The sequence below is a fragment of the Helicobacter sp. 11S02629-2 genome, assembly GCF_002272875.1.
Lineage (GTDB): Bacteria > Campylobacterota > Campylobacteria > Campylobacterales > Helicobacteraceae > Helicobacter_I.
In genome coordinates this window covers 140,807-165,654 of record NZ_MLAN01000001.1, presented here as the reverse complement: position 1 = coordinate 165,654, position 24,848 = coordinate 140,807, and the positions used below count along the sequence as shown (strand labels likewise).

19 protein-coding genes are annotated in these 24,848 nt (G+C 35.9%); 6 read left to right on the top strand and 13 right to left on the bottom strand.

Annotated features, from left to right (window positions below):
• Window positions 1-30 precede the first annotated feature (30 nt).
• Entirely contained in the window at window positions 31-1,512 is a 1,482-nt protein-coding gene (locus BKH40_RS00705; RefSeq protein ID WP_095275931.1) for a hypothetical protein, read from the top strand.
• A gap of 536 nt (window positions 1,513-2,048) precedes the next feature.
• Here the strand turns inward: BKH40_RS00705 and BKH40_RS00700 are convergent.
• On the bottom strand, window positions 2,049-3,470 hold the full coding sequence (locus BKH40_RS00700; RefSeq protein ID WP_095275929.1) for a nicotinate phosphoribosyltransferase: 1,422 nt from the start codon (window positions 3,468-3,470) through the stop codon (window positions 2,049-2,051).
• A 43-nt stretch (window positions 3,471-3,513) separates the two neighbouring features.
• On the bottom strand, window positions 3,514-4,482 hold the full coding sequence (gene moaA / locus BKH40_RS00695) for a GTP 3',8-cyclase MoaA (protein WP_095275928.1): 969 nt from the start codon (window positions 4,480-4,482) through the stop codon (window positions 3,514-3,516).
• 132 nt (window positions 4,483-4,614) lie between these two features.
• On the opposite strand from moaA, the gene coaE reads away from it, so the two are divergent.
• Window positions 4,615-5,220 carry a dephospho-CoA kinase gene (coaE, locus tag BKH40_RS00690; protein ID WP_180675037.1) on the top strand — a complete coding sequence of 202 codons (606 nt, stop codon included), beginning with the start codon at window positions 4,615-4,617 and terminating at the stop codon, window positions 5,218-5,220.
• Between the two features lie 154 nt (window positions 5,221-5,374).
• On the opposite strand, the gene BKH40_RS00685 is transcribed toward coaE, so the two are convergent.
• From BKH40_RS00685 to gatA, 6 genes are read right to left on the bottom strand one after another with little or no spacing between them, the layout of a single operon-like run.
• Complete coding sequence (locus tag BKH40_RS00685) at window positions 5,375-6,079, bottom strand: ABC transporter ATP-binding protein (RefSeq protein ID WP_095275925.1); 705 nt, start codon at window positions 6,077-6,079, stop codon at window positions 5,375-5,377.
• Window positions 6,080-6,107: 28 nt separating this feature from the next.
• Window positions 6,108-8,630, bottom strand: coding sequence for a tetratricopeptide repeat protein (locus BKH40_RS00680; RefSeq protein ID WP_095275923.1), 2,523 nt, complete (start codon window positions 8,628-8,630; stop codon window positions 6,108-6,110).
• A gap of 24 nt (window positions 8,631-8,654) precedes the next feature.
• On the bottom strand, window positions 8,655-9,914 hold the full coding sequence (serS, locus tag BKH40_RS00675; RefSeq protein ID WP_095275921.1) for a serine--tRNA ligase: 1,260 nt from the start codon (window positions 9,912-9,914) through the stop codon (window positions 8,655-8,657).
• Between the two features lie 46 nt (window positions 9,915-9,960).
• Window positions 9,961-11,307 carry an HslU--HslV peptidase ATPase subunit gene (gene hslU / locus BKH40_RS00670; RefSeq protein WP_095275919.1) on the bottom strand — a complete coding sequence of 449 codons (1,347 nt, stop codon included), beginning with the start codon at window positions 11,305-11,307 and terminating at the stop codon, window positions 9,961-9,963.
• Entirely contained in the window at window positions 11,307-11,852 is a 546-nt protein-coding gene (gene hslV, locus BKH40_RS00665; protein ID WP_095275918.1) for an ATP-dependent protease subunit HslV, read from the bottom strand. The genes hslU and hslV overlap by 1 nt, the downstream gene beginning before the upstream one ends.
• A 13-nt stretch (window positions 11,853-11,865) precedes the next feature.
• On the bottom strand, window positions 11,866-13,206 hold the full coding sequence (gatA, locus tag BKH40_RS00660) for an Asp-tRNA(Asn)/Glu-tRNA(Gln) amidotransferase subunit GatA (protein ID WP_095275916.1): 1,341 nt from the start codon (window positions 13,204-13,206) through the stop codon (window positions 11,866-11,868).
• A gap of 364 nt (window positions 13,207-13,570) precedes the next feature.
• Here gatA and BKH40_RS00655 point away from each other — a divergent pair, with 364 nt between their 5' ends.
• Both BKH40_RS00655 and BKH40_RS00650 read left to right on the top strand, forming a co-directional pair.
• Window positions 13,571-14,212, top strand: coding sequence for a hypothetical protein (locus BKH40_RS00655; protein WP_095275915.1), 642 nt, complete (start codon window positions 13,571-13,573; stop codon window positions 14,210-14,212).
• Complete coding sequence (locus BKH40_RS00650; protein WP_095275913.1) at window positions 14,212-15,072, top strand: bifunctional riboflavin kinase/FAD synthetase; 861 nt, start codon at window positions 14,212-14,214, stop codon at window positions 15,070-15,072. The genes BKH40_RS00655 and BKH40_RS00650 overlap by 1 nt, the downstream gene beginning before the upstream one ends.
• Before the next feature lie 114 nt (window positions 15,073-15,186).
• Here the strand turns inward: BKH40_RS00650 and BKH40_RS00645 are convergent, their stop codons facing one another.
• Window positions 15,187-15,693 (bottom strand): pyridoxamine 5'-phosphate oxidase family protein, encoded by a 507-nt coding sequence (locus BKH40_RS00645; protein ID WP_095275912.1) that lies wholly within the window; start codon window positions 15,691-15,693, stop codon window positions 15,187-15,189.
• Window positions 15,694-16,156: 463 nt separating this feature from the next.
• Between BKH40_RS00645 and BKH40_RS00640 the strand changes: the two genes are divergently transcribed.
• Window positions 16,157-16,939 carry a hypothetical protein gene (locus BKH40_RS00640; RefSeq protein ID WP_095275910.1) on the top strand — a complete coding sequence of 261 codons (783 nt, stop codon included), beginning with the start codon at window positions 16,157-16,159 and terminating at the stop codon, window positions 16,937-16,939.
• A 23-nt stretch (window positions 16,940-16,962) separates the two neighbouring features.
• Here the strand turns inward: BKH40_RS00640 and BKH40_RS00635 are convergent, their stop codons facing one another.
• The 4 genes from BKH40_RS00635 to uvrA all read right to left on the bottom strand — a co-directional run bounded on the left by BKH40_RS00635 (window position 16,963) and on the right by uvrA (window position 24,273).
• The gene (locus BKH40_RS00635; protein WP_095275909.1) at window positions 16,963-18,915 is read right to left on the bottom strand and encodes an ABC-F family ATP-binding cassette domain-containing protein; all 1,953 of its coding nucleotides are present in this window, start codon (window positions 18,913-18,915) and stop codon (window positions 16,963-16,965) included.
• The gene (locus BKH40_RS00630) at window positions 18,916-20,103 is read right to left on the bottom strand and encodes a NusA N-terminal domain-containing protein (protein WP_095276141.1); all 1,188 of its coding nucleotides are present in this window, start codon (window positions 20,101-20,103) and stop codon (window positions 18,916-18,918) included.
• A gap of 85 nt (window positions 20,104-20,188) precedes the next feature.
• On the bottom strand, window positions 20,189-21,385 hold the full coding sequence (locus BKH40_RS00625) for a mechanosensitive ion channel domain-containing protein (protein ID WP_095275907.1): 1,197 nt from the start codon (window positions 21,383-21,385) through the stop codon (window positions 20,189-20,191).
• A 26-nt stretch (window positions 21,386-21,411) separates the two neighbouring features.
• On the bottom strand, window positions 21,412-24,273 hold the full coding sequence (gene uvrA, locus BKH40_RS00620) for an excinuclease ABC subunit UvrA (protein WP_095276139.1): 2,862 nt from the start codon (window positions 24,271-24,273) through the stop codon (window positions 21,412-21,414).
• Between the two features lie 142 nt (window positions 24,274-24,415).
• Between uvrA and BKH40_RS00615 the strand changes: the two genes are divergently transcribed.
• Window positions 24,416-24,826: a hypothetical protein gene (locus BKH40_RS00615; RefSeq protein ID WP_095275905.1), complete on the top strand. Its 411-nt coding sequence runs from the start codon at window positions 24,416-24,418 to the stop codon at window positions 24,824-24,826.
• Window positions 24,827-24,848 lie beyond the last annotated feature (22 nt).

Sequence of the window (24,848 nt, the reverse complement as noted above, 5' to 3'; positions counted from 1 at the left end):
TAACTAGATAAAAATATATAAGGAAAGATCATGAAAAAAGTTACTAAAATCATACTAGCAACTAGTCTTATAGTTAGCTTTAGTAGTGTAGCTATGGCAGCTACCCACAAAAGAAGCACTCAAAATAACGATATAAATGGAATCAGATTCTTACTAGGTGGTGGGGTAGGAACTGGGCTAAGTGCAAAAAGTGCTAATGGAGGAGTGCTTTTTGCTCCAAATGCAGGACTAGATGCAAGGTTAAAACTAGGCACTGGAATCTTTACTACTACTAGATCTAGCACTTTAGGGATTCAAGTTGGTTTAGGAGTTGGTGCAAACTCTATTGGAACAACTTCAAGCTTTAACCCTCAGTACTCACTTAATCTAGACTTTATCCAAGCCTTTAAAATAGGAAGCACTGGCTATGTAAAACTAGGATATATCTTAGGAGCTGGTGTTACTATAAGGACTAATGATGCTGGAAGTAATGGAAGTGGGAATCACATTAGTGATAGTGTAGTTGGGGCAGCAGTATGGAGGTTGCCAACTAGTGCTGTTAGTGGAACGGCATATGTTAGTGGTGATCCTAGTGGCTTTAACCAAACTGTTGGCACTACAGAAACTTTACCAAGTAGATTTCACACAGGAGCAACTGCTGCTCAATTACTACAGGCACTTAACAGTGCAAAGCAAGGTGACTATGCAGGTGCATTAAGTAATGTTAATGGAAACATAAATTCTCTGAATATTGATTTCAATAGAAGTAATGGTGGTGGCGATGTGAGGATGCTAAAGAATTTTTTAGATACATCATATGCTGTGCGTAACTATATACAAGCCCTTCAAGATGGTGTAGTTAATAATGCAGTATCCAAGCAGAAAGATGTACAAGCATTGCAAGATAAGATAAGTCAGCTACAACCTCAAGCAGATAAGGCAGATGAACTTCAAAAACAAGCGGATACTATACCTGGTCTACAAAATAAGGCTGATAAATTAGTCGATTTAGGAATTCAAATATCTAGTGCAACATTGAATTCTGCTTCTATGCAACAACAAATATCAGATTTACAACCAAAAATAGAGCAACTAACTAGCAGTAGGGCTGATTTACAAAGTAAGCTAGAGCAAGCACAACAACAAGTACAAGAGCTAAATGGCCAGATAGGAGATGTCACTAAACAAAAAACTGGTGAGTTAAAAGCTGCTAATGATAGGGTAACAGATATACAGTCCAAGCTAGATGATGTAAACAAACAACTAGCTGATGCACAAGCACAAGTTGATGACTTGGATAGGAAACAATTAGTAGCTGCTAATCGGGCTAAAGAAGAGCAAGATAGACTAAATGCTGCTAGGGCTAATAATCAAGCACATATCCTCCCAACCCTTAAAGCTGGTCTTATAGCTTTCTTTGGGAAACATCAAGCAGTGTCACTAGAGTATCAGTACTACTTTAGAAATACTAGCTCTTCTTTTGCAAGTAGTGATATCTCACTTAACTATACATATTACTTTGGAGGCAACTAAGAATATAGTTTTAACTTAAGCTTGACTTAAAGGTTGTTGATATGAGTTAGTAAGAGTTATGGGTTTGGGTGGGTGGGATGCATTGCTTAAAAAGTAGTCTAAGAGTTTATAAAGATCTTTTTGTATGTTTGATCTTTATAACTAACTTTAAACTACTTAAAGACTTAAGTTTTTAGGAGTGATTATATTTTGTATGTTTATAGTCACAACAAAAACTTAAACCTTTGTCTTTTTAAGATCGCTTAGGGCTAGATAAACTTTATAAGCTTTTATTAGTGACAAAAGCTTATAGGTCTAATCTAGCCCTTTTTTATTGTACTTCTTTTTATATGTGCTTCAAGTGATAGTTTTTTAATATTTTCTTACTATAGTTTATAAGTAGTTTTGCAATAATATGAAGATAAGGGATACTTTGTTAGGAGTTTAATCACTACTTAGTGCATGAATATGCGGCTTGATTGATGACTTAAAAGTTGTCATTGCTAAGCTATATTGCAATGACATTTGATAGACAAAGCTTTAAGGCTACTTTTAATCTAGCTTAATAAACACTTTTTTAAAAGATCATTTTTCATATCAAAAAGTTTTTGTGAAAGGTCTACTTTATACTTTTGTGGATTAAGTGTTCTTTTGTACTCATCCCAAAACTCAGCATAAGATTCTTTATGAAAACTAGCTATGTCTTTAACGCTTGGCAAGTCATACACTAGCTTTCCTTCTTTTACTACAAGCGTTGTAAGTGTTTTAGTGTAGAAGTTACTCATAGTTTTTCGTTTATAAGGACAGCGTGGATCAAAGATGGTTAGCTCTTCTAAGTCATCAAAGTTTTCTTCCATAAGGCAGATTAGATCAGCTTCGGCTTTGTTAGTTTTGGCGTCATAGATTCTAAGTACTTTTTTAAAGCCCGGATTTGTTATCTTGCCTAGGGTGTTGCTAGCTTTTAGCTTAGGTACTAAAACTCCACCTTCACTTATAGCAGCTAGTTTATAGACGCCATTAAGACTAGGAGTTTCTGCATTAGAGACTAGTTTAGTGCCAACACCAAAGCCATCTATCCTTGCGTGTTGACTTTCAAGAGAGATGATGATGTTTTCATCTATATCACCAGAAGCAAAGATCTTTACTTCGCTAAATCCCGCTTCATCTAGCATCTCTCTAGCTTTCTTTGAAAGATAGGCTAAGTCTCCAGAATCTAGCCTTATACCAACTGGCTTGTGGCCTTTGCTAGCAAGCTCTTTGAAAACTGTTATGGCATTAGGCACGCCACTATTTAGCGTATCATAGGTATCTACAAGCAGTAAGCAGCTATCTGGATAGGTTTTAGCATAAGCCCTAAAAGCTTCTAGCTCACTATCAAAGCTCATAACCCAAGCATGGGCATGAGTGCCAGTTACTGGTATATCAAACATCTTGCCAGCTAGAACGTTAGAAGTAGCATCAACTCCAGCTATATAAGCTGCCCTTGAGCTTTGAACTCCTGCTTCAGCACCTTGTGCACGCCTTAAACTAAAGTCAGCTACTAGCTTATCTTTGGCACTATAGACCACTTTAGCAGCCTTTGAGGCAACCAAAGTTTGGTAGTTTAAGATAGAAAGCAAAGCGGTTTCTATAAGCTGGGCTTCAAAAAGTCTAGCTTTTATAGTCACAAAAGGCTCTTGAGGAAAGATCACAGTTCCTTCTTTGATAGCGTAGATATCACCGCTAAACTTAAAGTCTTTTAGTAGATTTAAAAAGTCTTCATCAAACATCTTTAAAGACCAAAGATACTCTAGATCGCTTTTTTCAAATCTTAGGTTTAAAACATACTCTAAAGCCTGCTCTAACCCACAGGCAATAGCGTGGTTAGTCCCTCTGTAAAAGACATCAAAAACTGCCACTTTATCTAACATCTGACTTTTGCTATAGCCTTGCATCATCGTTAGTTGGTATAAGTCAGTTAAAAGCGCCTTGCTTGTCATTATGCATCCTTTTTAAAAGAAAGTTTAAGCCTCCTTAAACTACTTATCCCCCTGTTTCATAAAATGCACGAGCTGATATATCATCTTCTGACCAAAGATTTTTTTCTGGTTTGTCTTTGATGGCTTTTTTTAGTAAAGAATCTAGCTTCTCTCCATCTTCACTCTCTAAAGCATCTTTTAAGTCTACACTATCTTGATAGTACAAGCAAGGACAAAGCACTCCTTTTGCAGTCAAACGTATCCTATTGCAACTTTTACAGAAGTCATCATCGTGAGGAGAGATGATTCCAAACTCAGAAACTAGCTTAGATTCTAAGTTAGTAGCAGTGTAGATTTTAGCAGGACCCTTTTTTTCTTTCTCTTCATAGCTTATTAGAAAGTCTTTTTTAAGCTTTTCTAATATCTCATTGGACTTAAAGCCTTTTATATTACTAGAAGCACTTAGATTTTCCATGTACTCTATGTAGCGTAAAGTAAAGTTATGCTCCATGGCAAAATGTAGCATATCGCCTATCTCATCGTCATTTATACCTTGTAAAGGCACCATATTTAGCTTTATAATGAAGTCTTTTTTAGAGGCAAGCTCTAGGCTTTTTAGGATAGAAGGTAGGGCGTTAACTTTTGAGATTAGTGCTATGCGTTCTGGCTTTAAGGAATCTAGGCTTACATTTATACGTCTTAAGCCTGCATCATGAAGGCTATCTACATACTTGTGGAGTAAAAAGGCATTAGTAGTTATAGCTAGGTCGATTTCTGGCTTATAGCTTTTTATATCATGTAAAAACTTACTTAGATCTGGTCTTAGTAAGGGCTCGCCACCAGTTACTCTTATCTTTTTTACTCCATTATCTATGCAGATTTTTACGAAGTTTAGTATCTTATCAAGTCCTACGCTTTCTTCGTGGAAGTCTAAAGGAGTATTAGGCATACAGTACTGGCACCTGAAATTACACTGTTTTGTAACTGAGATCCTTAGGTAGTCTATCTCTCTGTTGAAGCTATCTATTAGCATGGTTGCAACTTATATTTTTATCAAACATCATATTTTCAAACCTTATTTAAGCCTTATTTTATGTCTATAATTATTACTAAGTTTTTTTAAATCGCATATTGACCTAAATCTTAAAAAAGCAAAGGAAAAATGGTGGATAAAGACACAAAAGCCGTGATACTAACTGGTTCTATAGGCTGTGGCAAGACTACAGTTGCTAATCTTTTGAGGTTGCAAGGCTATAAGGTTATAGATGTAGATAAGATCGCAAAAGATGCCTTAGAAGTTAAAAAAGATAAGGTTTTAGAGCTTTTTGGCAAGGATGTAACAGATACTAAAGGCGAGATAGTAAGAAGCAAACTTGGAGCTTTAGTCTTTGGCGATGAGGCAAAAAGAAAACTTTTAGAATCTTTGCTTCATCCTTATATATATCAAGAAGTTGATAGACAGTCTTTGGCGTTAGAAAAGTTTAAAGTTCCTTATTTCTTAGATCTGCCTTTGTTTTTTGAAAGCACACATCACTATACTTATAGGTTTGTAGCCTGTGTTTATGCACCAAAATCCATGCAGCTTAAAAGAGTTATGAGTAGGGATGGGCTAGATGAAAAAGCCGCACTTGAAAGGATAGAATCTCAACTAGATATAGAAGTTAAGAAAGAAAAAAGTGACTTTGTGATAGAAAATATAGGCCTACTTAAAGACTTGCAAGCTAATGTGGAATCTTTTTTAGAAAAACTTGAAAAGGCTTTTAGGGGATGAGTGGGTTTATATTAAGCTTTCTTTGTGGTGCATTAGTTAAAAAATAGATTCCATAGCTTTATGGAATCTATAAAATATATGATTGCCACTTCGTGCGTGCTGTGCTTCTTATGATGCCTTATGATAGGCCTTAGTAATAGCTATAAATTCTAACTTAGCCTTGCGTAAGGATTAACTCTTTAAAGCTTGCCTCTAAAGATAAGCCACTTTCTTTTATATCGTTTAGTTTTTTATTAGCTATTAGTCTTCCTTCATACATAAAAAGGGCAGTATCCAAGATAGCTTCTACTTCGTTTAATAAGTGAGTTGAGATGATAAGGCTAGAATCTTGCTTTTTATACTTTAAGATGATGCCAAGCACTAAGTCTCTTGCCACTGGGTCTATGCCGACTATGGGTTCATCAAACATATAAAGCTTTACTTGCCTAGCCATGGTTAAAGCAAGGGCGATTTTTTCCCTAGTGCCTTTTGAACAGCGATTTATATAAGCATTAGACTTTATCTTTAAGCTATCTAGAATCTCAAGGGCTATATCTTTTTTAAAGTTATAAAATACACCTTCATAAAAACTAATAATACTACTTATCTTTGACTTGGCATCTAAGACATCAAGGTCTGGTAAGAAGACCATTTCGTTTTTAGATTCTATACTTAAAGGCTTAGAATCAAACTCTATGCTGCCCTCGCTTGGGCGATTTAAAAGGGCAATTAGTTTTAAAAGGCTAGTTTTTCCACTTCCATTAGCCCCAAGTAATCCTACAACTTGCCCTTTATCTATGGAAAAGTTTATATCTTTTAGTATCTCTATGTTGTTTTTGGTTTTACTTAGATTTTTTACTAAGAGTAGGGTGTCTGACATTTGTATATGGCCTTTGTTGTTTTAGGTGTTATTGTGGGATTTTGATCTTGCTATCATCTATCTTAAAGCTAAAGTACTCAGAGTTCAAGTCAGTATTGCTAATAGAGTTAAAGTGCTGGGCGGCTGCGTTATAGTTACCTTGCTCTTGATATAAAAGCCCTAAAGCGTACTTGCTTTCAAAGTTACTACTAGAATCCATCTTAGCAAGTTGAAGTAACAAAGTAGCGATGTTGTTATGTCCAGCGCCAATTGCCGCAAGGGCACCGAAAAATCTAGTATTACTATCATCTTCTTTTCTATCATTAATCAGCGTGTTATAAAGGCTATAGCTTTCTTCAAAGTTATTATCATAGATATCAAGGTAGGCTAGGGCTTGCATGATGCCATTAGGATTAAGGTCTTGCGTGCTTAGCTTATCTTGGAGTATCTTTTTTTGTAGCTTTAAGTTACCGGTTATAAAGCCTATTTTTATATATATCTCACGTGCTAAAGTAGGCCCATAAAAGACTGGATTTAAGTCAAGCTTTAAGTTGCCCTTAAAAAGATACTGCAGGTTTAAAGACATATTTTTTGCATTTTGTCCGAAGTTAGATGCTATGCCATAAAGATAGTTAGCCACTAAGTCATTAGGCTGTAAGTCTTTTAAGCCTGTGGTTGCTTCAAGCATCACTTGTTTGTTTTGCTGGCTTGTAGCACTAACTAAGCTATAAGCATATTCAAATAAAGAGGCATTTTTTGGTGCTATATAGGGTCTAACCCTAGGGTCATTTATCCAGTTTTGCATAGACTTATACAGACTTAGCTTTTTTGAATCTAGCTTGGAGTTTCTTATACTTTCAGATATAGAGGCATTTAGCTGGATGTTATCATGCTTAGTTATAACTCCACTTAATAAGGCTAGGTTACCGGCTAATATATCGTTGTTATCTAAGTGGTAGGCACGTAAAAAGTGATAGTAGGCCTTATCAAACTCACCCATTTGTGCATAAAGCACACCTATATCATAGTGCAGCACAGCGTGGTCTATATTGCTTTTAAGGCTTCGTTCTAAAAGCTTTAAAGCGCCTCTTGTGTCGTTGTTATTAATGCGTTTTAAGGCAAGTGCTATGTCTTGGTTTATCTCAGAGATAGTAGCACCTTTAACTAGTATGGAGTTGCTTTCTTCTAGTCTGTTTTGATTTATCTGAGTGTCAAGCACTCCTTCAACTATAACTCTTAAAGCCCTATCTACGTCAAATACGCGGTAAGGCGCATAGTAAAATAAGATCTTGGCTATGAAAAGCTTTGAGTTTTCAAAAGTACTTCTCCAAAGCTCTCTTTGAGCTAGATTTACATCAAATATATTAGGTGAGATAACTACTTTTATCGGGTAGGGATTAGGGACATTTTTAGCAATACTTGAATAGCTTCCCATAAACTTAGCAGCATTAGCATAAGCCCCCATTCTTAAGCTTATAAGCTCAGCACTCATTTGGGCATTTATATCATTTGGATAGCTTATAAGATAGTTTTCTATATGCGCTAAAGCCTCTTTTAAGTTGCCCTCTCTTGCAGCAAGCTGACCTAAGGCTAGCTCATCTTCTGGAGTGGCTACTTCTTTTAGATTCTTATAAGCATTAAGGTTGTCATTAAAGACTGCATACATTTTACTTGCAAGGCGTTTTTCGCCATTACTAAAAGCACTGCTTGGATGAGAAAGTGGAGAGAGGGCTTCAAAGTAGTTGCCATTATAGTACTGATTAAGTGCATAGATATAAGGGTAGGGCACAAGGGTGCTTATCTGGTTTAAGTAGGTATTGCTTATATTTAAGTAGTGTTTAAATTTTGCCTCATCTTTTAGATAGTAAGCATCAGCCATAGCGTTATTAGCACTTAGTGGTATATCTTCTCCAGAGTTTATAGCTAAGTCGTAGTATCTAAGGCTTGCTAGATAGTCTTTTGACTTTGCCTCTACTACACCTAAGTTATAGTTAGCTATGGCCTTAGAAAAGCTAGCTATTTGCTTATAGATATCAAGGGCATCATCTTTGTTGCCACTTTTATAAAGGATGTCTGCTTTTTTGATTAGGTCTTGTAAGTTGTTATCATCAACTATGGGAGCATTTATAGAAGAAAGCATGGGGATATCTGGTAGGGCAGTTTCTTTTATCTCAGTTTGTGCTGCTATCTGTGCTTGTCTGGCTGCTAGATTATCTAGAGCTTTTGCTTGGCTTTGACTTTCTTTTTTATTAATAATTAGTGCTATTAGTATAGATATGATGATGATTATTACAACAATGCCTATTATTATCCCAAGTGTTTTTTTACTTAGTCTTTTGTCTGCTGCTTTAAGTTCTTCACTACTAGCTTGGTGGTTAGTGCCTTCTCTTTCTGCTTCTAAAAGCTCAAGGTCACCTAAAGACTCCTTAGGCTTAGGCACTATCTTTGCTTTTTTGACCGCAAGCCCTTTTAGTGGATGAAAAAAGGACTTGATGACATAAAATATCTTTGAAAAATCAAGCTTTTCTTTAAGGCTAGCCTTTTTGCCTTTGTTATCTGTAGCGTTAGGCACGTATTAATCCCATCCCTAAATGTCTTAGTTAATGCCCGGCATGTATTTTTCTAATACTTTTGGAATCTTGATATTACCCTGTTCATCTTGGTAGTTTTCCATGATAGCAGCTAAGGTTCTTCCTACTGCAAGACTAGAGCCATTTAGCGTATGGGCTAGTTTGTTTTTACCATCTTGCTTATAGCGGATTTTCGCACGTCTTGCTTGGAAGTCTCTGCAGTTTGAAACTGAACTTATCTCTCTATAAGTATCTTGTGAAGGAAACCACACTTCTAAGTCCACTGTATTACTAGCGCTAAATCCAAGATCGCCACTGCAAAGTTGTACTAGTCTATGAGGAAGTCCTAGTCTTTCTAAAAGAAGTGAAGCAGTTTCTATCATATAAGCTTGCATAGCCTCGCTATCTTCTTCTGAAGTGATACTTACAAGCTCAACCTTATCGAATTGATGCTGTCTTATGATGCCGCGTGTATCCCTGCCAGCACTGCCTGCTTCTTTCCTAAAACAAGGAGTATAAGAAGTAAGCTTTAAAGGCAACTCATCATAAGGGATAATGGTATCTTGGTAGATATTAGTAAGTGAAATCTCAGAAGTTGATATAAGATAAAGTTCATGACCTTTGTTAGTATCTGGATCAAGGGTGTTTTCTAGCTTAAACATGTCATCTTTAAACTTTGGAAGTTGCCCTGTGCCAAGCAAAGCATTTGCATTAACTAGCACTGGAGTGTGTACGTACTCAAAGCCACGACTTTGGTTAAACTCAAGCATGTAAGAGATAAGGGCAAAGTTAAGTTTAGCTGCCATTCCTCTTAATATGTTAAATCTTGACTTGGCGATTTTGGCAGCATTTTCAAAGTCTATCCAGCCGTTTTTTTCTGCTAGCTCCCAGTGGGCTTTTGGAGTGAAGCTAAAAGTAGGTGGAGTTAGTACTCTTTTTAGCTCTAAGTTTTCACTTTCATCTTTACCTATAGGGGTTTTATCATCTATTAGATTAGGGGTTCCAAGTAGTAAAGCTTCAAACTTAGATTCTATGTCTTTTAAGTTTTCTTGCTCACTTTTAAGCTCTTGTACCAAGGAGAGTATCTTTGCTTTAGTTTCTTCATCAGGTTTAGTTTTTGAAAGGGCATTTTGAGTGGCTTGAAGCTTTTCTACATTAGTCTTTGCTTCTTTGTAAGCTAGACTTAGGCTAACAAGGCTGTCTATATCTTGCTTGCTTACGCCTTTAGCCTCAAGCTTTCTTGTACACGTTTGTAAATCTCTTAATAGCAGTTTTGTATCTATCATGTAAGCTTCCCCTATTTAAGTTTTGTTTGTTGCTTTGCTTTAAGTCTTATAGTATATATCGTGTTAGATCTACGTTTTTAACTAAGCTATCTAACTTTTTATTAACTAGTTCTTTATCTACTACTACTTTTTGACCCTTGTAGTCATCAGCATTAAAGCTTATATCTTCTATAACTTTTTCTATAGCTGTGTGAAGGCGTCTAGCACCTATGTCTTCAGTGTCTTCATTAGCCCTATAGCTTAGGCGACTTAACTCACGCAGTGCTTCATCTTCAAAGCTAAGTTCCACTCCTTCTACACTTAAAAGGGCTTGGTACTGCTTGATGATAGAGTTTTTAGTAGAAGTAAGAATCTGATAGAGGGCTTCTTCATCAAGGTTATCTAACTCTACTCTTAGTGGGAAACGACCTTGCAACTCAGGGATTAGATCACTTGGTTTACTTAGGTGAAATGCTCCTGCTGCTATAAAAAGTATATGATCTGTTTTTATCTGACCATACTTAGTATTAACTATACTTCCTTCTACTATAGGCAGTAAGTCTCTTTGTACACCTTCTTTGCTAGGGTCTTGGCGGCTTTGATTTTTAGCACTAACTGCGATTTTATCTATCTCATCTATAAAGATTATCCCACTTTGACTAGCTAGCTTTAAGGCTTCTTGCTCTATGTTTTCATGATCTAGTACATTTTCTTGTGCTTCACTTCTTAAGACTTCTTTAGCCTCTTTTATGCTTAGCTCTTTTTTGATGTTTTCATCTTTTTGGAAGACCTTCATTAAAGATTCTTGCATCTTAGACATCTCTACTGGCAAGTTGTCATCGATTAGTTTTTTAGAGCTTTTTTTAATCTCTATTGATATCTTTCTATCATCCATAGAGCCATCTCTAATCTTATCTTTCATCTTTTCTAGGCTGACTTCATACTCTTTTTGTCTTTCTTCACTAACAGTGCTTGGAAGTGGTGGTATAAGCTTTTTAGCTATCCTTTCTACTATGTAGTCATCTATCTCTTTTGAAGATTCTGCTTTGTACTTACTTTGTAAAAGATTAATACTAGCTAAGACTAACTCACGTACCATAGATTCTACATCACGCCCCACAAAGCCTACTTCTGTGTATTTACTAGCTTCAACCTTTATAAAAGGTAGCCCCATGATCTTTGCCATACGCCTTGCTATCTCAGTTTTACCAACTCCAGTAGACCCTATCATAAGGATGTTTTTAGGGGTGACTTCTTCTTGTAACTCTTTACTTAGCTTTAGCCTTCTGTAGCGGTTTCTTAAGGCTATAGCTATAGCTTTTTTAGCATCAAGCTGTCCTATTATGTATTCATCTAGATAGCTAACTATCTCTTTTGGCTTTTTATCCAGCGTCTTTAAACTATCACTTTCCATTAATCTATCTCCAAGATCTTAATATTATGATTGGTATAAATGCATATATCACCGGCGATTTGCAAAGACTCATAAACTAAGTCTTTAGGAGAGACACTACTAAACTTATCTAGTGCCCTTGCACTTGCTAGTGCGTAGTTACCACCACTGCCAATGGCAGCGATTTTGCCATCTTCTGGCTCGACTACATCTCCAGTACCACTTAAGATATATATGCTGTTTGCATTTAGCACTATCATCATAGCTTCTAGGCGTCTTAAGTACTTATCTTTTCTCCACTCTTTGCTAAAGTCTAGTACTGATTTAGCAAGATTTCCCTTACTGGATTCTAAGATTCTTTCAAACATGTCAAAAAGTGAAAAGGCATCAGCAGTGCTTCCTGCAAAACCACCTAGTACTTTTCCATTATAGAGACTTCTTATTTTTGTAGCATTGCCCTTCATGATACAGGAGCCAAAACTAACTTGACCATCCCCTCCTATAACACCACAAGGCTTTCCATCTTTTTGCCCTATGTATCCAAGTATGGTAGTTGCATGAAACATTTACTCTATCCTTTTATAAGTTAAGTTCTAATTCAAGTCCGTAAGCTATATCTAATATAGACTGCTCATCAAAGCTTCTGCCAATAAACTGCATGCCTATAGGAAGTGGACTTTTTATCACAGGCACACTAATGGCTGGTAGACCTGCTATATTAACCCCTATAGTATAGATATCACTTAGATATATCTCAAGGGGGCTACTTTTTGCATCAAGCTTTGGTGCTACACTTGGTGCTACAGGAGAGAGTATAACGTCACAGTCTTGAAATATAGCCTCATATTCTTGCTTTATCATAGCTTGAAGATTCTTAGCTCTTTTATAGTAAGCATCATAGTAACCACTACTTAAGACAAAGCTTCCTAGCATGATACGTCTTTTGACCTCATCGCCAAATTGTGCTCTAGTATTAAAGTACATATCTTTTAAGCTTTTAGCCTCTACTCTATTACCATATCTTACGCCATCAAAGCGTGCTAGGTTACTGCTGGCTTCAGCTGTTGAGATGATATAGTAAGCAGCTAGTTGATAGCTAGTATCAGTAAGTTTTTTATGAACTATCTTGTGCCCTAGGCTTTCTAGTACTTTTATAGTTTTAGTGTAAGCTTCTTGGACTTCCTTGCTGGCATCTTTTATAGAATCTAGTAAAACGCCAACTTTTAAAGTACGGCTGCTATCAAGATTATCAAAAGTCTTAGTAGCTTTTAAAGGCATGCAAGTAGAATCTTTACTACAACCCCCACTTATACAGTCTAGTAAGATAGCACTATCTTCTACGTTTTGGGTGATAGTGCCAACTTGCTCTAGTGAAGAGCTATAAGCTATAAGGCCATATCTACTAACCCTTCCATAGCTTGGCTTTAAGCCAACGCATCCACAGTAGCTTGAAGGCTGTCTAACTGAGCCACCAGTATCACTTCCTAGGCTTGCTATAGCTATCTTACTAGCTACTGCTGCAGCACCTCCACCACTACTACCACCTGGTATTCTAGATGTATCAACTGGGTTTAAAGTAGGACCATAACAGCTAGTCATAGTTGTACTGCCCATGCCAAACTCATCCATATTAGCCCGTCCAAAAGCACACATATTGTTATCATGAAGCTTACTTATCACTGCCGCATCAAAAGGTGACTTAAAGCCTTTTAGAATCTTAGAAGCACAAGTAGCTTCGCTATCTTTCACACAGATGTTATCTTTTATAAGTATAGGAACCCTTCCATAGTCCCCATCTAGAAAAGTAGGCTTTGATATATAGGCATTAAGCTTATCTCCTTCAACTTTACTAGTTATATCTGCTTTTATCTCTTCTATCTCTTCTTTTTTAAGTGAGAGTGCTTTTTTAAGCGTTATCATTTAAGCTTCCCTTATATATCAATGATTTATAAGCTTTAATTATAGCTTATCTAGTGTTTTAAGATTAGCTAATCCTAGCAGAAAAGATTGGTTATCTTATGCAGACTTATTGTTTTATTTTAGTCTTTTAGTGTCGCTTTGTTTTAGTGTTAGAAGTGTGATACTAATGATATGTAATCTTAATACTGCCATGTTTTAGGAGATATTTGCATCAATGTAGTAATTAGATATTTAACAAATATAAGCACTTACAAACTAAGCTATTTATAAAATCGGTCTTTATGTCGTGGCAAGCTTAGGCTTATCTATTTAGGTACAAAAATTGCTTCTGTGTTTGGTAATTTATCACTAAAAGGATTTTGTAATGATAGTTTCTAAAAATACTCCTAATGCGTCTAATGGCGCTTTAACTACTAATAAGACCCCTGAAAAGCCACGTGCCATAGTAGCAGAGGCTAATGCCACTCCAGCAAAGATTACAAGCATACCAAAAGATGATCTAACTTTAAAATCTCAAAATCCTAAAGAGATGTTAGGGGCTAAAGTAAAAACTATCAATAAAGAAATAGGCACTTTACAAAGCGCTGCTAAGGCTATCAAGGAAGTAAAAAGCCTAGTTAGTGACTATAAAAGTATAAATGTAAATGCCAAGCACACAACTGATATAGAAGCACAAAGCAGGTTAGAAAAAGAAGCAGGCGGTATAAAAGCAGAGATAGCAAAAAAGATTCAAGATACTAGCTTTGATGGTAAAAAAGTCTTTCAAACTAGCCTTTTAGACTTTGATCCAAAAAAGATAGATGTTGCAGACTTAGATTCTGAAGACTTTATAAAAAGCTTAAATACAGAGGAAGCTAATATCAAAACTTCTCTTTCAAAGCTAAGCAAGCAACTTGATGGACTAACTTCAACAGACTTACTCCCAGATATCAAGCTTAATCACAAAAGCCTAGCTATGGCACATAAAGAGCCAAGTGAATCCAGAGTTAAAGAACTACTTGGCTAATGGAAAGCTTTCTAGCTTCTAGTAATCTCCCTTATAAAAGTGTTGCCATAGGGAAGTTTGATTCCATGCATATGGCACATCTTAAGCTTTTTTCTTATCTAGGAAAAGAAGGCTGTATACTAAGTATTAGCTCTTATACTTTGCCTCTTTTGCTTCCTTTTAAATATAGAGCAGAGCACTCACCACTACCTATATTTAAGATAAGGCTAGAGTGTATTAAGCATCTTAGTGGAGAAGAATTTATAAGGCTTTTAACTACGCATCTTCCTAGGTTAGAGCTTATAGTAGTGGGCTATGACTTTACATTTGGTCGTAATAAATCTTGCAGTGTTATAGACCTAAAAGAGATTCTAGAATCTTCTTACCCACAGATAAGACTAAAAGTCCTAGATAGGCAAAACTATAAAGGACTAACACTTCATACCTCGCTAATAAAAAGTCTAATAAAAAATGGCAATGTAGATGTTGCTAATAAGATGCTAGGTAGGATATATGAGATAAGTGGCAAGGTCATAAGAGGGCAGGGGCTTGGGAAAAAAGAGCTTTATCCAACTATCAATATGAGAAATATCTTATATATAGTTCCACTTCATGGCGTCTATGCTACTTTAACTTATATAGAAGGCAAGGCCTATCCAAGTGTAAGTTTCATAGGTCATAGAGTAAGCACTGATAATATGTTTTGCATAGAAACCCATCTAATAGATACCACCATCCCAAAAGTTAGTGGCTATATAAAGATAGGATTTATAAAATATCTTCGTGCTAATAAAAGATATAAGAATCTAGAAGAGCTAAGAAATCAAATAAGCAAGGATATAATTGATGCTAAAAAAGCTTTAGAATCTTGCCAGCTTTAGTATTTTTATAATATGAGAGGCATTTGAAATATTTAACCAGCCTAGTCTTTTTGGAATCTTAAAAGCTATAAGCAAGACTAAGCAAAAGCTTAAAAATCTCTAAGCACAAAGCCTTTACATCCCTTTTAAATGCTCCTTACAACTCCATGAAGTAATGCTAAGTTTGATAACTACAACTTTTGCAAGTGAGGCCTCTTTGAACTCCCACTCATGGGCATCTTTAGGGCTATCTTTAGAATCTAAAGTATAGTGAGACATGAGTGCTTTTAGCCCTAATAGTCTTTCTTCTTCGTCTTCAACTATGCAAAGCTTTCCTTTTCCCATGATGCTTTGATAGGCAAAAGAGTAGTCGCACGCAAGCTTTCCAGCTATAAGACTATGTTTTCTATCCATCTCAAAGCTTACAAGTTCTTGCTTTTTGATAAGCTCTATCTTTTTGCCTTCAGTGCTGCTGTGGAAGTAAAGATTGATATGGCAGTCAACTTCTGTATACCCAAAACTTAGAGGCAAGATGTAAGCTAAGCCATCATTATTTATAAGCCCAAGTCTTATGACATTACAAAGCTTTAAAATTTCAAACATATCTTTAAAGTTAGTTATCTCTCTATCTTTCCGTCTCATAAAGCATCCTCTTAAGTCTAAGATGTATTAATGTGAATCTGTATTGAATGAAATCTATTATAAAAAATATAAGTTTAAAAATAGATTTTAAAATAAGCACTAGGTTTAAAATTTCACATAAAACACTAAATTCAAAGCCAAAATCTCTAGAGAGGGGTATAGGGGGTTAAAAATAAAATGTGTTGAAAACAAAGGTTTTATACATTTACAATTAATATGTACTATAAACATAGAAAGCAAGCTAAAACAAGGTGGGGAAATTATATATCAATCCCCAAGCTCAGTTGCTGCCCGTGTCTGAGCTAAATGGAGTGCTTTGTGATAAGAAGATTACTAGTCATATATTTAGATATAAGCATAAAACTTTTAGCTTGCTTATATAGACCTCTTTATAGATTGGATAAAATAGCTAACAAGCAACTACTTAAAAAGCAGTTAAAAGACTTTAAAAAAGGAGTCTGATATGAAGGAGTTTCACACACAAGAGTTTAATTATCCACATAGCTATGTAGAACGCACAAAAGCCATCGCAGCTGATATCTTGCATGATAAACCTTGCAATCCACTTTTATTATTAGTTGACTTTGATTATATCTCTAGTCCTGTTTTTGCAAAGCTTGATTTTTCCTTCCTTGCTGCAAGCGTTGTGCTAAGCTTGCAAGATAAAGAAAAAGGCATTAAAAGGAGTGCTAAAGCACACTTAGAAGAGATAGAAAAAGATTTTTTTTCTGACTTATGGCGCGAGTTTGTAAAAAACTATATAGAGTTAAGTCGCAGGGGGCTAGGCCCTAGACTACAAGGCTTTAAGATACAAAATATCACAAATATTTTTAATAAAACAGCCAATGAATTTTATGACTACTTTAATAGCTATGAAAGTACTATGAACTATGACACTAATGGCAAGTTATACTACTTTAATCCAGAGTTTTTTAAAACTAGACAGCATGGAAGTATAGAGAAATTAAGGGTTATAGAAAATGAAAATAGAAAAGTATACGTTGACTTAGATGGATTTGAGTTTTTTGTAAACTGGGATAACTTAAGCCCAAAAGAAGAAAAAGACATAGATACTTTTCTTAACATGACAACAGACAAGAGAAAAGAAAGCAAAGAGACTTTAAAGGGCTACTTTAGTTTTTTAGTAAAAAATGCTGGGCATAAAGCAGAGCTTGATGGTGGCTATAAGCTAGGGGATATCTTAAGTGAGTACTTAAAGTTAGCACTTAGATATATAGCAAACTAGCTATAAATTTAAAGCAAGCTTAGCTATCTCATCATCTCTTCTATCTCAAAGTAGCGTGTTAACTTAGAATCTAAAAGCTCTTTATTATGTGCTAGTTCCTTGCTTAAAGCATCTATACCATACTTTTCATACTCCTTAGGTGTACTAAGCCTTCTTTCAAGCTCTTTTACAAAAAGCTCTAACTCTTCTATCTCGCTAGGTAGTTTTTCATACTCTAGTGCTATCTTATAGCTAAGCTTAGTTTTTTTAGGTAGCTCTTGACTAGGCTTGCTAGACATCTCTTTTGCCTCTAAAGTTTTAGAATCTATTGGCTTAGATTCCACTAGTTTAGATTCTAAAGCCTTGGCTTCTAGGATCATATGCTTATGCTCTAGTACTTCAGTATAGCTTGCAGTGGTTATAAAGTGGCCATCTTCTTCTAGTACTAAAAGCCTTTCAGCAAGCTTATCATTGAAGTATCTATCGTGGCTTACAAAGATTAAAGCACAGCTTAGCTCACTTAAAAAACGCTCCAAAATATTGATAGTTGCGATATCAAGGTCATTAGTTGGTTCATCTAAGATTAGACAGTCATAGTCTTGGGCTAAAAGCAAGGCTAAAGCTACTCTAGTTTTTTCGCCTCCACTTAGTGTATCAAGGCTTTGAGTTAGTAAGTCTTTATCAAAAAGAAAGCTTTTTAAGTAGCCATAAACGTGCATATCTTTGCCATTAACTTGCACCCTATCACCACCATTAGGACAAAAGGTTTCTAAGATGGTCTTTTTTAGATTCAAAGCATTTTTATGCTGCTCATAGTAGCCTATCTTAAAGTCGCCTACCTTTAGCCCCTTGACCTTATTGCCCTCTATATCTTTGCCTTCAACTAGCAGTCTTAAAAGAGTGGTTTTCCCACTGCCATTACGCCCTACTATACCTAGTCTTTGACCTTGAGTTATACGCAAGCTAAGATCTTGTATTAGAGTTCTCTCCCCTACTTTTAGGTTTACTTTATCTAGCTCAAAAAGCATCTTTTTACTATTTTTTGGAGAAGGTGCTACATTAGATTCAAGGCTAAGCATCATATTTTTAGCAAGACTTGGCATCTTTTTAACCTTATCTCTTAGCTCTAAGACCCTTTGCTTTCTGCCCTCATTTCTTTTAAGTCTTGCTTTTACACCAGCACGCAGCCACTCTTCTTCACTTTTTAGAATCTTTTTTAAGGCTAAATGTTCTTTGTTGAGATTATCAAGCATGTTTTGCTTTGCATGTAAATAGTCTTCATAGTTGCCTTTAAAAGAAGTAAGTTTTGCATTATCAAGCTCTATGATATTGGTTGCGACTTTATCTATAAAGTATCTATCATGGCTTATAACTAGCATGGCACACTTTAAACGCACAAGCATAGATTCCAAAAAAGAAAGCATCTCTACATCAAGGTGGTTAGTTGGCTCATCTAAGATTAATAAATCCGCCCCCTTTAAAAGCACACAAGCTAGGCTTACACGCTTTTGCTCCCCTCCACTAAGACTTATAGCAAGCCTGTCTTTTAAGCTTTCAAGTTTAAAGTGCCTTATAAGTTCACTCACTTTAACTTCTAAGTCCCATGCATCTTGCCTATCTAAGAGGTTATGTATACGGTTATATTCTTCACTTAAAGTCTTGTCGTTATGGAAGTTAGAATCTTTACTTATCTCACTAAGTCTTGTATGGGCAAGGACAAGCTCTTGCATAGAATCTTTTAGCACGTCACTAACGCTTTTATCTGGCTTAAAGTAGTTTTCTTGACTAAGCATTAATATATCAAGGCCTTGTCTAAGTATACGCTTGCCACTATCTAGTTCTAACTCGCCATTTAGTACTTTTAAAAGTGTGCTTTTACCGCTGCCATTTTTACCTATCAAAAAGGCGCGTTCTTCTTCGTTTAGAGTAAGGCTTACTTTTTCAAATATATTCTTTAAGCCAAAACGCTTGCTGGCTAATTGTAAACTTAGTAGCAACTAGCTATCTTTTTTAAATAAAGATTCTAAGACTTCAAGCCCTAGTTTTTTCTCAGCCTTTTGTTCTTCTATGGTTTCAAGCTCATTTAAGACTATGTCATAGCCTGTTATCATACTAGCTAGTCTTATATTTACTCCATTTTTCCCTATGGCCTTTGATTTTTGAGACTTTAAGATGCTAACAAAGGCTTGAGGACGCTCACTTACTACTTCACTAGCTTCTATTTCAGTCTTGCCTTCCATTCCCTCTTCTATCACTTCAGTAACTACTTCTTTAGGCTTCTCAGTCTTTATTGATACTATCTGGGCTGGACTTAAGGCTTTTGCTATAAAGATATCACTTACGCTAGAGTACTCTATACAGTCTATAACTTCGCCGTTTAACTCACGGCTTACTGCATTTATACGCACGCCTTTTGAGCCTACAGTAGAGCCTATAGGGTCAATCCTAGGATTATTAGAGTAAAGGGCAACTTTTGCTTTATCACCCGGAAGTCTTGCGCTTTTATAAATTACTACATCGCCATCTTTTATCTCTGGAACTTCAAGGGCTAGGAGTTCTTCTAAGAACTTTGGAGTAGTGCGGCTTAACTCTAGACTTATCCCGTTTTTATTGATATTTACATACTTTAGTATAGCTTTTACCATGTCACCTTTTTTAAAGTGCTCACCTTTTATACGGTTTTTAAGAGGTAAGACTGCCCTCATCTCATCGATTTCTACATAGGTGTTTTGCTTAGCATCTACGTAAAGAACACGCCCTGAGATAATCTTGTTGATATTAGTTTTAAACTTTTCTAGGATTTGGTTTTCTATGAGACTTTGGAGTTGAAACTCTATATCTCTATAGATCTTATTTATCGCCCCCCTACCCATGATATCTACGTTGATATCATATTCTAAGGTGTCATGCTCTTTTATATCTTCTGCTACATCTTTGGCTAGACTTAGTGGTATATGAGTAGCTTTTAAGTCTTCGCTAAAGTCACTATCTTTGCAAACACTCATCTGCTGTACTAGTCTTAAGTCTCTTTCATTTTTATCTTCTACAACCCTAAAGTTAGCATCTTCACCTAACTCTTCTTTTGCCATCTTTATCATGCAAGCTTTGATAGCTTCGGTAACTAAAGTAGGTGAAAGCCCTTTTTCATAAGCGACAACATCTACGATATCTAAAATTTTCTCCATACTAGTACAAGTCCTTTTTGATTGTCTTTTTAAGCAAGCGTGCTTAGAAGTAGGCTTATATTCTATCAAAAAAACTCTCTAGGCACTACTTTAAAGTGCCACTTATGTTTTGAAAGATCCTAAGATGAAACTTTGAACTAACTGCTATAAGATGATCAAAGATATCAGCTTGTATCTCTTCATAGATAGGCCATCTAACATCAGTAGTAAAGCAGTAAATCTCTATAGGAAGCCCAGTCTCTGTTGGCTGAAGCTGCCTTACCATAAAGCTAAACCCCTCTTTATGCACGGTATCTAGGCTTTTTAGATACTCTCTTATGTAGATTCTAAAAGTGCCTATGTTTGTAAGCTGTCTATTGTTTATGGAATCTATATCATCAGGGCTTTGCTTTTCTATAATTTCTTTTTTAGAAAGAAAGTAGTCTTTTAAAAGCTTTATACGCTGAAGTGCTTTTAACTCATCAACTGTGAAAAATCTTATGGAGTTAAAGTCTATATTTAGATGCCTTTTTATACGCCTACCACCACTATCACGCATACCTCGCCAGTTTTTAACACCCACTTCTAAAAGCTTATGAGTTGGCACGCTAACTATAGTCCTATCCCAGTTTCTTACTTTAACAGTATGCAAGGATATATCTATAACATCTCCATCAACACCAAGACTTTTTATCTCTATCCAGTCCCCTACTTTAAAGATATCATGTGCATTTATTTGAAGGCTAGCTACAAAAGAAAGGATGGTGTCTTTAAAGATTAAAAGCAAGACTGCACTAAGAGCACCCATGCCAGTTAGGATTCCAACTGGTGAGACACCTACAAGGAAAGAAACCGCAGTGATAAGACAAACTATGACAACTAGAATCTTAGCTACTTGTATATAGCCTTTGATGGGGTGAAGCTTAGCGATACTTAAGTTGTTATAGATATGTAAAAGCACATCTAAGAAGGTATTAACTATAAATATCGCAAGTACTAATGTTACAAAAAGTAAAAGTTTTGTAAGCTGAAAGGTAACTTGGTCAGGGAAAAACTGCAAAAAGTAGTTTATAACTACTACTGGGACTAGGTAGCTAAGCCTATTTAAAAAGCCTATCTTTTCAAACTCCTCATCCCAAAAAGGAAGCTTTTTCTTGGCAAACAAAGACACATACTTTACAAGATAGCGCCTAGTTATAAAAAATGATATATAAGCTAAAACTATACAAGCTATAACTACAAAGATATAGGTATAAGCCTTTTGAGAGTGGATAGATTCTATAAATATGCCTACTGTATCCACTTTGACTGTGCCCTACCCTTCATATCTTACAAAAGTTCTTTTTTCAAAAACTCACCAGTAAAGCTGCCTTTTATCTTAGCGACTTCAAAAGGTGTCCCTTTAGCTATGACTTGGCCTCCTTTATTACCCCCAAGTGGACCCATGTCTATGATGTAGTCTGCGTTTTTTATCACATCAAGATTATGCTCTATAACTATGACAGAGTTACCTAGGCTTACAAGGTGGTGAAGTACATGCACTAGCTTATCTATATCTGCAAAGTGTAAACCAGTAGTTGGTTCATCAAGCACATAAAGTGTCTTACCTGTATCTTTACGACTTAGCTCTTTAGCTAGCTTTATACGCTGTGCTTCTCCCCCACTTAAAGTTAAAGCGTTTTGCCCTAAGGTTATATAGCCTAAGCCTACATCTTGGAGTGTTTTAAGGCGACTTGCAAGCTTTGGTATCTTTTCAAAAAAGACTGATGCTTCTTCTACGCTCATGTTTAACACTTCTGCTATGTTTTTACCCTTATATAGAATCTCTAGCGTTTGGGCGTTATACCTTGCTCCCTTACACTCATCACAAGTTACTAATACATCAGGCAAGAAGTGCATCTCTATTTTTATCTCGCCTTCGCCACTACACTTTTCACAGCGTCCACCTTTAACATTAAAGCTAAAACGTCCTACAGAGTAGCCTCTAAGCTTTGCTTCTTTAGTCTCGCTAAAAAGCACTCTTATATCATCCATAAGACCAGTGTAAGTAGCTGGGTTACTTCTTGGCGTTCTGCCAATTGGGCTTTGGTCTAAGTAGATGACTTTATCTAGCTCTTCAAGTCCTTTTATACTTACGCCATTAACTATTTCTATCTTTCTTGCGTGGTTAAGTAGCTCTTTTGCTACAGGCAAAAGAGTGTGAAGTATTAGAGAACTTTTACCACTACCACTAACTCCAGTTACGCACACAAAGTTACAAAGTGGGATTTTGGCACTTAGGTTTTTAATATTATTAATATTTACATTACTTATCTCTATCCACTTTTCTTGCACTCTATTAAAGTGATAGTCAATCTTTTTAGTGCCATTTAGATACTGTGCACTTAAGGTGTTGCTTTTAAGCATATCTTTTACAGTGCCTGCAAAGACTATAGCCCCTCCATTTACTCCAGCACCCGGCCCGATATCAACTACGTAGTCAGCATGTAAAATCGTCTCTTTATCATGTTCAACTACTATGACTGTATTTCCTTTTTCTTTGAGATTAATAAGTGTTTTTATAAGCTTTAAAGTATCTTTTTCATGTAGCCCAATGCTAGGCTCATCAAGCACATACATAACTCCAGTTAGCCCACTGCCAATCTGTGAAGCTATCCTTATACGCTGTGCTTCTCCTCCACTTATAGTCTTAGCATCACGCTTTAAAGTAAGATAGCCAAGCCCTACGTCATATAAAAAGAAAAGCCTTTCTTTTATCTCTTTTAAAACTAGGTCGATGATTTGATGTTGTTTTTCGCTCAAGTATTCAAAACTTGCCGCATTTTTAAAGAACTCATAGCACTGTTCAATTGGCATGTTGATAATATCAGCTATGGTTTTATCGCTTACTTTTACACTTAAAGATTCAGCTTTTAATCTATTGCCATTACAAACCTTGCAAGTTTTTTCACTCATATACTCACTTGCTTCATTTTTTAGTATCTCTAAAGCTATCTTTATGACACCACGCCAAGGCATCTCGTTTTCCCTTCCATGCCAAAGCACTTTTATGTTAATACTGCCACCATATAGCAAGTCATCTTGTGTAGCCTTATCGAGCTCATTAAAAGTAGCTTCTGGGCTTATCTTATAGGCCTTACAAAAGCCTAAAAACATCTGCAAGTAATAGCTTTTATTAAACCCAAAGATTAGCTTTAAGCCACCTTTTGTTAAAGGTAGGTCTTTATTTAGAATCTTATTAATATCAAGGGCGTAGTTCATCCCTAAGCCGTTACAAGATGGGCAAGCACCTTTTGGAGAGTTAAAGCTAAAGCTTAAAGGCTCTAGCTCTTCAAAACTTACTTTACACTCAAAGCAGGCAAGATGCTGGCTAAAGTGAAGTAGCTTTTTAGAATCTTTTACTTCTACGCTTTCTTTAACCTTGCCATTTATAAGCTTTTCTTCTGGGTTTTTTAAGTCTCTAGATTCTTTGGAATCTTTAGCATTAGGACTAGTTACTTCTACTTCTACTTCGCCATAAGCTATCTTTAGGGCTGTTTCTATGGCTTGGGCTATCCTAGTTTTATTATCATCATTTAGGCTTACTCTATCAATGATTGCTTTTATAGTGTGCTTTTTAGTTTTTGAAAGGCTTATATCTTCATCAAGCCTAGTAGTAACGCCATCTATACTAACTCTTATATAGCCTTTTTGGCGTAAGTCTTCTAGCTTGTCAGTAAATGTCCCCTTTTTTTCTTTTACTAAGGGTGCATAGATTATTAACTTAGAATCTTTTTCTAGTTTTAATACCTCATTAATGATATCACTTGCGTTCATAGAAGTTATCTTTCTACCACAGATATGGCAGTGCTGCTCCCCTACCCTAGCATATAGCAGTCTTAAGTAGTCATAAATCTCAGTTATTGTCCCAACTGTACTTCTTGGGTTTTTAGAAGTAGTTTTTTGATCTATGGCGATACTTGGCATAAGGCCACTTATCTGATCAACATCAGGCTTTGCTATGCGGTCTAAAAACTGCCTAGCGTAGCTTGAAAGCGATTCTATATAACGCCTTTGCCCTTCAGCATAAAGCGTATCAAAAGCAAGCGTGCTTTTACCGCTTCCACTAAGACCTGTAAACACTACTAGTTTGTTCTTTGGTATATTTAAACTTATGTCTTTAAGGTTGTTTTCCCTAGCACCACTTATCATTATGTAATGCAATGCATCTACTTTTTCCAACACCAACTCCTAAGCTTTTAAGAAGCTTTTATTATAGTCTATATTGAGTGAAATCAATGTCAATGACACTATCTTAGTAGTAACATCTATTATCAAAAACAAAAGGATACTTATGTTATATACCATAGCCTTAATCATCCACCTAGCAGGTGCTATCACTTTTATAGGCTCTGTGTTTTTTTGGACTTTTATACTTGATACTTTGAAAACTAAAATTGATAATTTTGATGAGATAGAATCTAAACTAAGCGTAGTTATAGTCCCCACCATGCGTGTCATAGTCGGCATAGTGCTAATCACTGGACTTTATATGTTTCATGTTCGCGCTGCTGGCATAGATATGGACTTTTTTGGTTCAAGCTATGGAAACATCCTCCTAGCAAAAGGAATCTTAGGGCTAATCATGGTCATAGCTTTTTACATAGTAAGCTTTAATCTTAATAGGATAAGACACCATGATGCACTTCACTATGTTTTTATCACAGTTCAGATCGTTTTAATAGTCTTAGCCAAACTTCTTTAAGTTACAATATTTTATATATATT

Coding starts and splice junctions, on each gene's coding strand:
- BKH40_RS00705 (WP_095275931.1), top strand. CDS start 31: ATGAAAAAAGTTACTAAAATCATACTAGCAACTAGTCTTATAGTTAGC.
- BKH40_RS00700 (WP_095275929.1), bottom strand. CDS start 3,470: ATGACAAGCAAGGCGCTTTTAACTGACTTATACCAACTAACGATGATG.
- moaA (WP_095275928.1), bottom strand. CDS start 4,482: ATGCTAATAGATAGCTTCAACAGAGAGATAGACTACCTAAGGATCTCA.
- BKH40_RS00685 (WP_095275925.1), bottom strand. CDS start 6,079: ATGTCAGACACCCTACTCTTAGTAAAAAATCTAAGTAAAACCAAAAAC.
- serS (WP_095275921.1), bottom strand. CDS start 9,914: ATGATAGATACAAAACTGCTATTAAGAGATTTACAAACGTGTACAAGA.
- hslU (WP_095275919.1), bottom strand. CDS start 11,307: ATGGAAAGTGATAGTTTAAAGACGCTGGATAAAAAGCCAAAAGAGATA.
- hslV (WP_095275918.1), bottom strand. CDS start 11,852: ATGTTTCATGCAACTACCATACTTGGATACATAGGGCAAAAAGATGGA.
- gatA (WP_095275916.1), bottom strand. CDS start 13,206: ATGATAACGCTTAAAAAAGCACTCTCACTTAAAAAAGAAGAGATAGAA.
- BKH40_RS00655 (WP_095275915.1), top strand. CDS start 13,571: ATGATAGTTTCTAAAAATACTCCTAATGCGTCTAATGGCGCTTTAACT.
- BKH40_RS00650 (WP_095275913.1), top strand. CDS start 14,212: ATGGAAAGCTTTCTAGCTTCTAGTAATCTCCCTTATAAAAGTGTTGCC.
- BKH40_RS00645 (WP_095275912.1), bottom strand. CDS start 15,693: ATGAGACGGAAAGATAGAGAGATAACTAACTTTAAAGATATGTTTGAA.
- BKH40_RS00640 (WP_095275910.1), top strand. CDS start 16,157: ATGAAGGAGTTTCACACACAAGAGTTTAATTATCCACATAGCTATGTA.
- BKH40_RS00630 (WP_095276141.1), bottom strand. CDS start 20,103: ATGGAGAAAATTTTAGATATCGTAGATGTTGTCGCTTATGAAAAAGGG.
- uvrA (WP_095276139.1), bottom strand. CDS start 24,273: ATGATAAGTGGTGCTAGGGAAAACAACCTTAAAGACATAAGTTTAAAT.
- BKH40_RS00615 (WP_095275905.1), top strand. CDS start 24,416: ATGTTATATACCATAGCCTTAATCATCCACCTAGCAGGTGCTATCACT.